General features: G+C 60.0%; 14 protein-coding genes. All 14 read right to left on the bottom strand.

From position 1 onward, the window contains the following. Positions 1-22: 22 nt before the first annotated feature. The 14 genes from AACY50_RS17090 to AACY50_RS17155 all read right to left on the bottom strand — a co-directional run bounded on the left by AACY50_RS17090 (position 23) and on the right by AACY50_RS17155 (position 11975). Positions 23-1066 carry a phage baseplate assembly protein gene (locus tag AACY50_RS17090; protein ID WP_339464352.1) on the bottom strand — a complete coding sequence of 348 codons (1044 nt, stop codon included), beginning with the start codon at positions 1064-1066 and terminating at the stop codon, positions 23-25. Between the two features lie 3 nt (positions 1067-1069). Next, positions 1070-2305 (bottom strand): DNA circularization protein, encoded by a 1236-nt coding sequence (locus AACY50_RS17095; protein ID WP_339538893.1) that lies wholly within the window; start codon positions 2303-2305, stop codon positions 1070-1072. Then, positions 2292-4067, bottom strand: coding sequence for a phage tail protein (locus AACY50_RS17100; protein ID WP_339538894.1), 1776 nt, complete (start codon positions 4065-4067; stop codon positions 2292-2294). The genes AACY50_RS17095 and AACY50_RS17100 overlap by 14 nt, the downstream gene beginning before the upstream one ends. Next, positions 4067-4252 carry a hypothetical protein gene (locus tag AACY50_RS17105; RefSeq protein ID WP_339538901.1) on the bottom strand — a complete coding sequence of 62 codons (186 nt, stop codon included), beginning with the start codon at positions 4250-4252 and terminating at the stop codon, positions 4067-4069. Before AACY50_RS17105 ends, AACY50_RS17100 begins: the two co-directional genes overlap by 1 nt. Further along, positions 4198-4494: a phage tail assembly protein gene (locus AACY50_RS17110; RefSeq protein WP_007908778.1), complete on the bottom strand. Its 297-nt coding sequence runs from the start codon at positions 4492-4494 to the stop codon at positions 4198-4200. The genes AACY50_RS17105 and AACY50_RS17110 overlap by 55 nt, the downstream gene beginning before the upstream one ends. After that, on the bottom strand, positions 4491-4838 hold the full coding sequence (locus tag AACY50_RS17115) for a phage tail tube protein (protein WP_007908779.1): 348 nt from the start codon (positions 4836-4838) through the stop codon (positions 4491-4493). Before AACY50_RS17115 ends, AACY50_RS17110 begins: the two co-directional genes overlap by 4 nt. Positions 4839-4905: 67 nt before the next feature. Beyond that, the gene (locus AACY50_RS17120; RefSeq protein WP_339430582.1) at positions 4906-6402 is read right to left on the bottom strand and encodes a phage tail sheath subtilisin-like domain-containing protein; all 1497 of its coding nucleotides are present in this window, start codon (positions 6400-6402) and stop codon (positions 4906-4908) included. Then, positions 6402-6584, bottom strand: a complete 183-nt coding sequence (locus tag AACY50_RS17125; RefSeq protein ID WP_221732484.1) for a DUF2635 domain-containing protein — start codon at positions 6582-6584, stop codon at positions 6402-6404. The genes AACY50_RS17120 and AACY50_RS17125 overlap by 1 nt, the downstream gene beginning before the upstream one ends. Continuing rightward, positions 6581-7165, bottom strand: a complete 585-nt coding sequence (locus tag AACY50_RS17130) for a phage tail terminator protein (RefSeq protein WP_221732483.1) — start codon at positions 7163-7165, stop codon at positions 6581-6583. The genes AACY50_RS17125 and AACY50_RS17130 overlap by 4 nt, the downstream gene beginning before the upstream one ends. A gap of 146 nt (positions 7166-7311) precedes the next feature. Then, positions 7312-8328, bottom strand: coding sequence for a phage late control D family protein (locus AACY50_RS17135; protein ID WP_339430580.1), 1017 nt, complete (start codon positions 8326-8328; stop codon positions 7312-7314). Positions 8329-8337: 9 nt separating this feature from the next. Further along, positions 8338-8550 carry a tail protein X gene (locus AACY50_RS17140; protein WP_339430579.1) on the bottom strand — a complete coding sequence of 71 codons (213 nt, stop codon included), beginning with the start codon at positions 8548-8550 and terminating at the stop codon, positions 8338-8340. After that, on the bottom strand, positions 8543-8926 hold the full coding sequence (locus AACY50_RS17145; protein ID WP_339494428.1) for a phage tail protein: 384 nt from the start codon (positions 8924-8926) through the stop codon (positions 8543-8545). The genes AACY50_RS17140 and AACY50_RS17145 overlap by 8 nt, the downstream gene beginning before the upstream one ends. After that, positions 8926-11265 carry a phage tail tape measure protein gene (locus AACY50_RS17150; protein WP_339538895.1) on the bottom strand — a complete coding sequence of 780 codons (2340 nt, stop codon included), beginning with the start codon at positions 11263-11265 and terminating at the stop codon, positions 8926-8928. The genes AACY50_RS17145 and AACY50_RS17150 overlap by 1 nt, the downstream gene beginning before the upstream one ends. A gap of 128 nt (positions 11266-11393) precedes the next feature. After that, positions 11394-11975: a phage tail assembly protein gene (locus AACY50_RS17155; protein WP_339430577.1), complete on the bottom strand. Its 582-nt coding sequence runs from the start codon at positions 11973-11975 to the stop codon at positions 11394-11396. Positions 11976-11987: the final 12 nt, after the last annotated feature.

Here is an 11987-nt window from a genome sequence, read left to right on the forward strand (position 1 = left end):
AACGTGGGGGCGGGTGTCAGGCTCAGGTTTTTTTCGGGGGGATTGGATCAGGATCGAAGGTATGCGGCGGCGCCACTTGCAGGGTCGTCACCGAGCCCTGCGCCGACAGCGAATACGTCACTTTGGAGATCAGCATGTCGCTATCGAAATCGAGCACCGGATCCTTGACCTTCACCAGCGTGTTATGACGCCACAGATCACCGTTGGACTGGCGCCATCCCTGCACTTGATAAGTGGTGGACTGTGCGCGGCCCATGCGGGTGGCGCTCTCCCATTGGGCCCGTTGCTGGGCCAGCTCGAAAGTCAGCGCCGTGCCCTCGTTAATAATCGTGGTACGCCGCCGCTTGAAGGTCAGGTCGGCCGCCGTGGATTCAACTTCGCTGACCGCCGCCCCGCTCTTGTTGTCCGAGCCTTTCTGCTGGCCGATCACTCGGTATTCGGAGAACACCTGGCTTTGATCCATCGCTGCATTGGCCGACAAAATATTTTTGCCCAACTCCAGCGCATCGCTAGCGCGTCCGCCACTGCCAGGCTTGGCCAACACCAACCGGCCCTGCTCGTCATCGGTGGAAAACACCCGCAACAACGAGAGCAAACGGTCGATCGACTGAAAGACTGTTTCTCCCGGCACGATCGTGTGTTTGGTCAACCGTGCGGTCTCGGGGATTTCGTTGACGACCATCAGCGAATACTCCATCGCCAGTGCCTGCACGATGCTCAGTAGCGGTTGCTCCTGCCATTGATTGGGCCGGTTGGTGGCGGCGCAATCGACCAGGTCCTGAGTCTTGGAACTGCCCTCGATACTCAGGCTGATCTGCCGGCCGTCATAACGAATCGGTGCCTTGAACACGTAACCGGTGAGCACCAGATCCTGGCCGATTCTCACTTCGCACGGGTCGCCCGGTTTGATCCGCTGATCCACCGTCTGCCCTGGCCATTGCCAGGTGATGTCGAGTTTGAAAGTGCGGAACTGGCGCTCCAGATCAGCGCTGATTTCGACGCTTTTCCAGCCACCGTATTCCATGTTATTGACCGTCAGCGTGACGCGGTTATCCATCTCGCTCATGGCTTACTCCCTGGACACGTTCACGTCGTTAGGTGAAAAACCCGGATGGTTCATCGCATTGCTCTGAGTCACTTGAGTCACCCGTGTAGCATCGGCAAATTGCTTGTAGGCCACGACCAGCGCCGGCAGGCTTTCCTGGAACGATTTACTGATCTGTCGCACACCGGATGACGCCACAGCCTTGAGATGCGCAATCAGCGCTTCCTTCACATCATTGATTGCCTGGTGATGCTTGGGATCGGCCTTGTCCAGCATCGGATCAATGGCCGCCCCGATAGCCTTCTGCAGCGCTTTCATCTCATCGGTCACCGGTACTTCCTGACGGGTTACCGGTTGATTCGCCTGCTGAGCCACCGACGGTGTCGATGACAATTTCACCGCAGGGGTCGCTATCGGCATCGACGCCACCCATTGCGCCACTTTCACCAGCAGGGTGTCCTGCACCAGATCGGCCATGGCTTGCGCCGCCGCGTTGGTGTCCTTGCCGGTGGTGATCTTCGGCGCATCAGCCTTGCGGATGGCTTCGAGTTGTTGGGACACGTCGGCAATCACGCCACGGTAGCCTTCCTTCGCGAATGCCTTGAGTTCTTTGATATCACCAAGCAAGCCCTTGAACTCGGCCGCCACTTCCTTGGGCAATTCCTTGACCGCTTTGACCAGTTCGGTGATCTGCCGGTATTGCTCGATCAGCGGTTTGAGCTGTTCCTTGATCACCTCGTACACCCCGGTAAGGCTGTTGCGCAGATTGGCAATGCCGATCCGCGCAGCCTTGATCAAGGTCATGGCCTGTTCGAAGCGCGCTACCGCCGAACCCAGCAGCGTGTCGGCTTTCGACAACAAGACTTTCTGGGTGCTGACGGTGGCGGTCGGAAAAGGCAGCGGTTTATCGGGGTAAAACTTCAACGCGAAAGTCACCAACCCGCCGTCCTGGCGGGTGTGGGTCATGTCGCATTCGCCGACCTTGACTTGCAGGCGGCCGAGCCACGGGTGCACCAGCTCACCGCTGCCCGCCTCCAGCGCCTTGAGCAGCTTGTCACGCTGCTCAAGGCAGTCAGGGCCGATGATGAACGCCGTCAGATCGTGGGTCTTGGCCTGCTGACCAAGGTCCTCGAAAAACGGCAGGTCACGCTGCGGATACTCATGCAACTGACCTTTGCGACCGACCGGGGTTTTCGCCTGATCGATCCAGAACCCGACACCGCGAAAGGATGCCGGCAACAAACGGTCACGCCAGTTCATTGGAACCTCCTGCCGACAGCGAGCGATAGCCAATGCGCGAAGACAGCGCCAGGCCCGGTTGATTGGTTTGCGGTTGATCGGTGCGCAGCCCCACCGGCGCATTTTCGAAGCGCACGGTCAGGCCGCCTTCGAGTTGCGTACGGTTGTTGGCGGCGCTTTGCTGGATCAGGGCGCTGGAGGTTTGTGGCAGCGAACCGCCCTGCAACACACCGTTGGACGACGTTTGAGGGCTTGCGCCAAAGAACGCCGGCGCCAGTTCCCCCTTGCCTTCTGCATTGGTCTGCTGTTGCGCCTGAGTCAAGGTTTCGACCTTGCCGGTGACCTTGGCGATCAACCCGGCGAAACCACCGTCGAACAACTCCTTGATCGGCGCAATGACGGTTTGCAGCTTTTGCCACAACTCGCCGAACCACTCGGTGATCGGCCCCCAGTTCTTGATGATCTGCCCCAACGGCGTCCATTCGAACATGTTGTGCAGAAACTCCAGTACCGGCGCAGCCAGCGCCTGCACCACACCCCACAGCGCCGAAAATACTTCGCTGATCGGCTGCCAGTACGTCGCAATCTGTTCCAGCGGCGACCACTCGAACAGGCTCTGGAAGAAGCTTTTGATCTGCTGAGCCGAAGTTTGCAATGCGGCCCAGACCGGTTCGAAGAAGGCCACGATACTGCCCCAGTTGTTGACGATCATCCCCAGAGGGGAATAGTCGAACAACGTGCCGAAGAAGTCCTTGATGGCTTGTGCCGCCGGTTGCAGCGCCGTCCAGATCGAGGCTAAGAACCCGGTGATCGCCCCCCAGTTGTTGATGATCATCCCCAACGGTGTCCAGTCGAACAGCCCCTTGAGGAACGCCATCACCGGCACACTCAAGGCCTTGAGCAATTCCCAGATCGCCGAAAACAGACCGGTCAGCGGCGCCCAGTTTTCCAGGATCATGCCGGCGGGCGTCCACGAGAACACCGATTTGAAAAAGTCAATCACCGGCGCGGTGACGGTTTTGACCTTGTCCCAGATGCCCGAGAAGAATCCCGCAATCGGGGACCACAGCGCCGCCAGTGCATCCAGCGGTCGCCAGTCAAGGATCGAGCGCAACGTCGCCATCGCACTCACACCGATGTTTTTCACGCCCTCCCACATGCCCTTGAAAAAAGCGCTGATCGGCGTCCAGTTGGCATAAATCAAACCGGCCGCCAACGCGATGCCCATCGCGATCAACATGATCGGATTGGTCTTGAGCACCATGCTCATGACGTCCATGACCTGGGTCATACCGGTGACGGCGGTTTGCATGGCAGAGAAGGCAATCGCCCCCGCCGCCAGGCCTTCGACCAGTTTCGGGTTGTCGGCGAGCAGGCTGCTGACCTGGTTCAGCATCGGTTCCAGCCCGACCACCAACGCCCCCACTGCCGGCACCAACGCCGCATCCACGGCAGCCGAGACCTTATCCATCGCCGCACTGAACACGTTCATGTTCTGCGCAGCCACTTTCGGTGCGGCGGGCAGGTCGACGGTTTTCGCCGCCTCGCTGACTTCGGTCAATTTGCCCTGAAACGCCGCCGCCGACTTGATGCCGTCCACGAACGGCGTAATCACGCTGCCGCCCTTGAACAGCCCGCTGATGTCCAGTTTGCCGAGGCCGGTCTGTTCGAGGTTTTTCTTGAAGCTATCGACTTTCACTCGCAGGGCGCCGAGTTTGGGCGACAGCTCATCAATGCCGGTAATCAGCACCGATGTTTTGGGGTTGCTATCTGTGTCTGCCATCACTGCACCTGCTGCATCGCGTTGATCCGTTGCGCGTGCTCCAGCGATTCGCGGAGCACATCCAGTGGCCTGGCCATCATCTGTTCGGGGTCAACCTTCCAGAACCAGGCCAGGTCATAGGCGACGGCGATCAGGTCGGTGATGGCGCCGACGCCGCACTCATGAAAAAACTCGCAACGGCCCAACTCAGCGCGTTGAGGTCAGCCAGATCCAACTGGTTGACCGACGACGGCGGAATGCCGGCGCACACGGCGATGTATTTGGCCGCGACGTCCATGTCGAGGCTGACCTCTTCGCTCTTGTCGATCTTGTACGGCAGCGCCTTGATCGCTCGCACTTCCTGCACCGTCGGACGGCGCAGGACGAGTTCGGTCAGGGGCTCGCCGTGAGCTTCGATCGCAACTTGAAGCTTCACGGCGCCGCTCATTGCCAGGTCCCCTTGATACCTTCGAATTTCAGTTCGATGGTGGCGTCATCGCCTTTGGAAACGGGCTCTTCGACCAGGTACGCACCGGCCAGCACGTAGACTTTGCCGTTGCTGAATTCGCAGGTGACGGTGATGTCCGTGCCTTCGATCAGCTTCTTCAGCGGGAAGTCGGCGGTGTGCAGCGCGGTCACTTTGAACGACGGCGCGATGTCGGTTTCCTTGTAGAAGCCGGGTACGACGGTTTCGCGTTTGACCGCCATCAGCGGGGCTTCGCAGCCGCCATTGATAGTCAGTTGCGCGCCGTCGACTTTGACGTAGCAGGTGCCTGCAATCAGTTGACCCATGGTGTTACTCCCTTCAATAAAAAAGCCCACGCGAGGTGGGCTGAATGCTTGACGCTAAACGCGGTTATCAAGCCGCGTCGTCGTACTGCAGACGGAATTGGTTGAGCAGTGCGAACACGCGCAGACCGTTGATGTAATCCGGCGGGAACAGCACGTTCACGCGGCTCGGGTCCTGCACGTCACGCTCGACGATCAGGTGCTCGGCGAACAGCTCGGCGTTCTCGACGTGGCCTTCCAGTTCGAGCTTGGCGTACTGGGCAATCAGCTCACCGCGAATGGTGCTCGGGGTAACGATTGGCTGGCCGGCGCCGAAGCGGGTGCCGTCGGAGGCCAGTTTGTGGCGACCGTATTTGCTGGTGATCACGCTTTGCAGACGACGCACGATGAACGCCGACTGGTGCATGGTTTCGCTGTCCAGGTAGGAGTTGTCGGCCTGGCCGTAAGCGTTCTTCTGGTACGTGGTGATCGAACGCTGGATGCGCACGTAACCGCCTTCGTAGTAAGCGGTGGCGATGCCGTAGTTGAGCAGCGACTGACGCTCGGTCAGGGTGAAACGCTCGCTCGCCGGCGCCGGATCGACACCCGGCAGGCTGCCGCTCTGGGTCGGACGGCTGGCGTCGGCGGAGATGAACACCGACGTGCGTGCGGCCAGTGCGGCGGCTTGAACCCAAACCGGTTGCGGTACGCCCGGCTCCAGCGCCTGAATGGTCATGTGCTGGTCGTTGCGGGCCTGGCCTGCGGCGACCAGCGTGCCAACGGTGCCGCGCTTGGCGCTGTAGACGTGACCGAACAGTTGCTTGGCCCAAGACCAGCGACCGGTGCTGTCATCCATGACCGCTTGCCAGGTGTTGAGGGTCGACAGATCCGACCACGGCAGCGCGATGAATTCGAACGGCTCATCGCCCAGCGCCGCGACCGCAGCGACCTGATCCGGTACACCAACGCCGCCGGTCATGGCGGTAATCGCGGTGGTCAGGCCAGCCGGGGTTTCTTCGCCGTTGCTCTTGCCCAGGCGATTGAATTGCAAGCTGATGTCGTTGCCGCTGTCACCGGTCCATTTCGCGGACAGGGTCACTACACCTTCGACAGCCGCAGCGCTGACAGGCAGATCAGCCGTGGCGTTGATTTTCTGCGCCAGCGCAGTGGCCGCTTGTGCCGCCGTGGCACCGTTGACCACGGTGGCTTGCACACGCACACCACCGACGTACAGGTTGAGCACGCCAGCCTGAGTCGCGGTGCCGGTCAGGGTCAACACACCTTTGGCGATAGCGCCTTCAACGTTGTGCAGTGGCAGGCACCAGATCTCGCCGATCGGGTCAGCCTTGCGGAAGGTCTCGTACATCGAGGCGAGCATCGAACCTTGGCCGCCGATGCTTTTCGCCAGCGCGACGCTGGAGACCAAAACCAGTTTGCCGACTTCGGTCGGCGCGATGTTGTCATTGACCTGGGCCACGATCAGACGGCGCATGGCCGAGGTCGCGCTATTGGCGGCCGAGTTGTCCATTTCGGCATAGAACAGCGGTACACGAATGTCCGCGGGGATGTTGCTGAATCCGATCGCCATTATTTGGCTCCCTGTGGTTTAGCCGCTTTTGCGGTTTTGAGTGTGATATCGCCGTCGGTCAGACGTCGGCGCCACCAGGCGCTGTCCAGCACTTCACGGCCTTCAAGAGGCAGCAGATCGCCCGCCTCCGGGTCTGGCACGGCACGGCCAGCGGCCGGCACTACGGTGATGCGATTGCTCATGGGGTTACGTCTCCAGAGAAAGTCAGTTCCACGCGCCCATCGGGGCCCGGGCGTTTCAGGTTGGGGTCAGCGGGGTCGATCGCATCGACCCGCACGGTGGCCCCGGTAAAGGACGACAAACCGTCCAGTTCACGTTCGTGCCAACTTTCCGCAGGCTGACTCGGCAGATTGCGGCCAAGCTGGAACTCGGCAAAAAAGCGCAGCCGGTAAAAGACGCGGCTGCTGTTGATCGACACCATCTCGCCGCCGTCATAAACGATGGCGCTGTAGTCGGCATCGGCTTTGAAACCCACCAGCGCACGCCACAGTTCGGCGCGCAGGTCGTGCAACAGATCCAGCGCTTTTGTAGCGTCGCTGGCGTCAAGCACCAGAACGATGTCGAAGCGGTCGCGGATCGGTTGGGTGGTGAGGTTTTGGGCGGTGCTGTTACTGGCCAGATCGGCCAGCGGTGTGACGTGGGCCGAAGGTGTCGGCAGATCGGCGTTGCCTTGCAGCAAGGCCAGATCCACGCCCACCGCAATGTGATTGGCAAGGCCAGGGCATTGCGCACGCAACTGCGTGAGGATCGGGGTGATCTTCATGGTGGTGTTCCAGAATGAAGGGAATTACCGCAGGCCCCCATGTGGGAGCGGGCTTGCTCGCGAAGGGGACGGCGCATTCAACATCGATGGCGACTGACACAACGCTTTCGCGAGCAGCCCGCTCCCACTTTGAGTTTGTGCGGGGATCAGGTCTTGGCGTCGAGGCCGCTTGCCTCGATCAAGCAGCGATAGCTTTCCTCGCGCTTGCCGCTGGCGGTGACCTTTTTGATCGACCAGCGACCGCGCATGAAGTCCGGCCAGGTGTCATCGAGCACCAACAGGCCTTCGGCGGCCAGCAGCGGATCGCCTGGGCAGGTAACCTTCAGCTTGTATTTCTCGCGCAGCATCTTGCGCACTTCGGCTTCGCCGATGGCTTTGGCTTCTTCTTCACTGGCCTGTTTCTGGCGAATGACCTTGTAGGGCTCGGAACCGGTTATCACCTCGCGCAGTTTGCCGGCGGCGATGTCCCAGAAGCAGGTCTTGCAACCCTGATTCTGAGTACGGGCCGTCTCTTCCAGTGTGGCGCTGATGAAGGCGTGATCCCCCGGTCGATTGTTGCTGGTCACCGACAGCCTGACGTCAGGTATCACCTGGCCCGAGAGGTTTTTGAGCTGCGCCGGTTTCGCCAGCACGTAGAGGTCGTTGAACGGTTTGGCCACCGCGTCGTACTTCTTTGCCAGTCGTGTGATAAAGCTCATATCGGTTTCGTTCGACTGATCAACATGAGCAATCCGGATCAGCGCCAGCTCTGGATCGACGCGCGGCGAAAAACCGTGCGGCGAGACCAGTTCGCGAAACAGTCCGCCCAGGGTTGTCGGGCCATGACTGGCTGTGCGCCGTTCCTTGAATCGGGTCTCATCCTTGCCGCTGAAAGGCGCTGCGGTAGCCACCAGTGTCAAGCGTAACGGGAACAGCGTCGGGGTCAGTCGAGTCACCTTGAACTGGCCCTTTTCGACCAGCCCGGACTCCAGATAGCCAACCCGCAGGCCGATTTTTCCGCCCAGGGTCGGCAAGCCTTCAAGGCCTTCCAGGTCGATCACCAGTGTCAGCTGATCGGACTCCATCCCGGCGGCATCAATGTGTTCCCAACTGATCAGGCGCTGGTTCAGCAGGGCATGGTTGGCCCCGTAGATTTCGATCGCCGGTGTAAATCCCTGTGCCATGCAACCTCCTTAATCCCACGCCAAAACCGGCTTGATCGCGGCCGGTCTGCTGTCGAGTTCCGGCAAGGTCACCCAGACACCGGCCGGCAGGACCGGGCCGTGTTCGGCCAGGGTCGGGTTGAGTTTCCACAGGGCTTCTTCGGCGGCGTCATCGCTGCGACCGGTCTCGCGGTAGAGCAGCAGATTCACCGAATCACCGGCCACGCTTCGGACCTTACGCATTGTTGAACTCCGCTAATTCGAGGGTCCAGTCCACCACCATCGCCGTACCATCATCGATGATGCAGGTCTGGGTTTCCTGAACCATGGTGATTCGCCACAGGCCCCAGTTTCGACCGATGCCATCAATCAGCGGCAGCGGCACACGAAGGGCTTGCAGCGCCCGCAGCTCATCCAGCCGATCCATGGCCACCGCGTACATTGATTTGCCAGTGATGGTCAGGGTTTCGGGCTTCTGTCCGATTTGATGGGACTTGGGTTTGCTGGTGAGAATCTGCAGTTCCGTCCAGCCGCCGTCGGATTTGCGCGCCAGCGTGCTGTAGGCGAAATTGCGCGAGAGGCCGAAGATGAAACTGCCCAGGGCCATTTGTTGTTTCATCAGGCGACTCCATCGGTGAGGGCTGCGTCACGGCGGGTGGCGAGGGGGTTGGTGTTCATCGTCGGAATGAACTGACTGTTGAAGTGGTTTTGCATGACCTGCGAGATCATCGCGCCAACCTTCTCGGAACTGGCCACTTCGCTGCCGCTGATCTGTATCGACGGTGCATAGGTGATTTGCTGGTTTTGGGTCTGCGCGCTCGATAGATCTTTGGCAACCTGCGCTGGTGGGGCAAGTTTGTCCTCGGGAGGCGTCGCCAGTTTTTCACCCAGATAGGATCCGAGCATTCCGCCCAATGTCCCACCAATGAAAGTACCGATACCCGGCGCAATGAACGTACCTATGGTGGCACCAATGGCGGTCCCGGCCAGTTCGCCGGCGGCGCCTTTTACCGCTTTTTCATCGCCCTCTCGCCAGCCTTTCAGTCCCGAGTACGCAGCATGCGCAATGGCCAGTGGCGCACCGACCTTGACGAAGGGCAATGCTTTAGCAACCGACGGCATGACCTTGGCGCCCAGACTTTCAGCGAGAGGCGCAAGTTTGGCGACCGGCCCTTTGAGCCGTGAGCTCAGCTTGCTGCCAGCGATGTCATCTGCCCAGAGTTTGACCCCGATCTTCACTTGATCAAAAAGCGGCGCGACTTTGGCCGTCATACCTGCCAAACGACCGCCCCCAGTGACGCGTGGGACTGTTGCGCGAGCCGGTGCTCTGGAAAGCGAACGCCGACCAGGCCCACGTCCAGAGCGTTTCTTTTTCCGACGCCCATTACCATCGTCGTCACCGGTAATCGCGTCGGCGATATCCGCCGGCAATCGCGTGGATGCCAGGCGTAGCAGCTTCTTGGCAACCAGGTCGAGCACCGACGCCACGCCCAACTTCAACGCGCCGCCCACAAACGGTAAAGCTGCAGCGCCAAGCAGAACCAGACCGGCAGTGAGGGCCGGAAGCGCTTCTGCTGCGGCGCTCACACCCTTGACCAACGTCGTGAGAACCACCGCGGCGCCATCGGTTAAAGGAGCCAGGGCATTGCCGAACGCTGCAGAAAACCGATCGAGGCTCGCATCCAGCGCATTCCAACGCGCTTGCGATGTATTCGATTGCGCCAGGGAGGCCTGATTGAGCGCGCCCCCTTCTTCACCACGAGCCGAACTTGCGTAGCTTTGTTTGTCTGCAACCAGTGAAAAAGCGCGTTGCACTTCACCGGTGTTCTCCAACAATTGAATAATCGGCCGGTCAACTGTGAAAAGCGCCTTTGACAAACTCAATTGTTTATCAGGGTTTTGCTTTTTAAGTGCCTCAAGCACTTGCTGGATTGCGTCAGGGGCATCAGCCTTCATCTTGGCAGCCAAGGTTTCAGGATTGAATCCCAACTGCACCATCGCCGCCTGCTGGGAAGGCGTGGCCTTATCCCCCAAGGCCAGGGTCGTGATGATTTTTTCGAACGCCACTCCGGCATCCGCCCTATTGACGCCGGCATTGAGCAACGCCGCGGAAAACGCTGCCGATTCCTCGACCGACAATCCGGCCCGTTTTCCCGACGCACCGTAACTGCCGAGAATCGCGCCGATGTCAGCCATCGGAGCACTCAGGCTACCGCCGAGCACAGTGACGGCGTCGGCCAAATCGAGCGTTTCTGGCCGTTCAAGGCTCATCGAGGTACGCCAACCGATCAACATATCGGCGGTGTCCAGTGCCTTCATTCCAAACGCTGTCGCGGTGACGCCTGTATCTAGGGTGAAGTCCACCAGGTTTTTTCGCCCGGCAGCCGGATCAACGTTGCCCTTGTCATCGACTGGACGCCCCACCCCGGCCCTGGCGGCGGCGAGCTTGACGTCGATCAGATCAAGGGCGGTCGTCCCGCCAGCGGCGACTTTTTCTTCAGTGGCCATTTTCTCCAGCATGACCAACTGAGATTGACGCTGATGACTATCAAGCCCTTCAACCCGCCCAAGCTTCACCATCGCAGCGTCGAGTTCGATGGTCGTTTGCAAACGCTTAGGGGGAAGATCGCCAGCATCCGCACTGCGCGGTATTTTTTGCTCACTGCCAGCGGCCGTAGCGCCCAATTGCGCTTGCCGATCATTTATCGCCTGTTGCAACGAGCGCTGCGAGGTCAGCACCTCGTGTATCGATCCCAGCACATCCCTGAGCTGGATCTGTTCGGCTGTCAAATTGCGCAACTCGACGGAGGCATCGACCAGTGCCAGTCTCAGCCCGGCGAACCCACCTTCAAGCCTTGCCGCACCTGCCGGGTCTGCCCCCGCCCCAGACAATGCCGTAGACGTCAGGGTCTCTTGATTGACCTTCGCGAACGTCAACGCATAGTTATCATCTGCCATGCCGCTCTACTCCTGTTTCACGCCAAGGCGAGTGATCGCTATGTCGTAGCGGCGCAACGCCTTTTCGGCGTCCCATTCCAGAATCTCCGCCTCACTTACCGGGTAAATGAGCGGGACGATATCGAGGATTACTTCGATGTCGCGTTCCGAAAGTAGGCCGCCGGCTGGTTTAAAAAATCGTCTATGCGCACCTGCAACTGGGTCCAGTCCGGGACGGTCAAGTGAGCCAGATCGGGGATCATCAGGCCGGCGCAGTGGGCGGTGATGAACTCGGCGCGTTCCTTGGCCGTTTTCAGTTTCTTCATCACTTTGGTGGCGCGCAGCACCGGCATTTCCAGGCTCAGCGACGTCACGGTGCGGCCGGTCACGGCGAGCGGTTGCAGCAGTTGGATTTGATCGGGATCGTCGGACTTTTCCGCGTCTTCAACCTGATCGAGAAAGTACGACGCCGGACGGGTCGACATTTCGTGCACGTACTGGGCGATGCTCACGTAGTCCGGGCGTTTGAGCTGGTCGAGTTCCTTGACCGACAGGCCGGTAGCGAGCAGCGCCAGTTCGAAGAACTGATCGTCTTCATCATCGCCGGCGCGTTCCAGCGCTTCTTTTTGCGCGGCATAGAACAATGGTTTGAGCTGGATCTGTTCGATCTGCGCGCCGTCGTCGCCGGTGATCGGCGACAGCAGGTCATGCTGGGGTGGCATCCACGACATGAATGAATTCCT

The sequence above is a fragment of the Pseudomonas sp. RA_15y_Pfl2_54 genome, from assembly GCF_963971015.1.
GTDB lineage: Bacteria > Pseudomonadota > Gammaproteobacteria > Pseudomonadales > Pseudomonadaceae > Aquipseudomonas > Aquipseudomonas baetica_A.

Bases quoted from the DNA above. Each gene is read 5' to 3' on its own strand.
- AACY50_RS17090 (WP_339464352.1), bottom strand. From the start codon at position 1,066: ATGAGCGAGATGGATAACCGCGTCACGCTGACGGTCAATAACATGGAA.
- AACY50_RS17095 (WP_339538893.1), bottom strand. From the start codon at position 2,305: ATGAACTGGCGTGACCGTTTGTTGCCGGCATCCTTTCGCGGTGTCGGG.
- AACY50_RS17100 (WP_339538894.1), bottom strand. From the start codon at position 4,067: ATGGCAGACACAGATAGCAACCCCAAAACATCGGTGCTGATTACCGGC.
- AACY50_RS17110 (WP_007908778.1), bottom strand. From the start codon at position 4,494: ATGAGCGGCGCCGTGAAGCTTCAAGTTGCGATCGAAGCTCACGGCGAG.
- AACY50_RS17115 (WP_007908779.1), bottom strand. From the start codon at position 4,838: ATGGGTCAACTGATTGCAGGCACCTGCTACGTCAAAGTCGACGGCGCG.
- AACY50_RS17120 (WP_339430582.1), bottom strand. From the start codon at position 6,402: ATGGCGATCGGATTCAGCAACATCCCCGCGGACATTCGTGTACCGCTG.
- AACY50_RS17125 (WP_221732484.1), bottom strand. From the start codon at position 6,584: ATGAGCAATCGCATCACCGTAGTGCCGGCCGCTGGCCGTGCCGTGCCA.
- AACY50_RS17130 (WP_221732483.1), bottom strand. From the start codon at position 7,165: ATGAAGATCACCCCGATCCTCACGCAGTTGCGTGCGCAATGCCCTGGC.
- AACY50_RS17135 (WP_339430580.1), bottom strand. From the start codon at position 8,328: ATGGCACAGGGATTTACACCGGCGATCGAAATCTACGGGGCCAACCAT.
- AACY50_RS17140 (WP_339430579.1), bottom strand. From the start codon at position 8,550: ATGCGTAAGGTCCGAAGCGTGGCCGGTGATTCGGTGAATCTGCTGCTC.
- AACY50_RS17145 (WP_339494428.1), bottom strand. From the start codon at position 8,926: ATGAAACAACAAATGGCCCTGGGCAGTTTCATCTTCGGCCTCTCGCGC.
- AACY50_RS17150 (WP_339538895.1), bottom strand. From the start codon at position 11,265: ATGGCAGATGATAACTATGCGTTGACGTTCGCGAAGGTCAATCAAGAG.
- AACY50_RS17155 (WP_339430577.1), bottom strand. From the start codon at position 11,975: ATGTCGTGGATGCCACCCCAGCATGACCTGCTGTCGCCGATCACCGGC.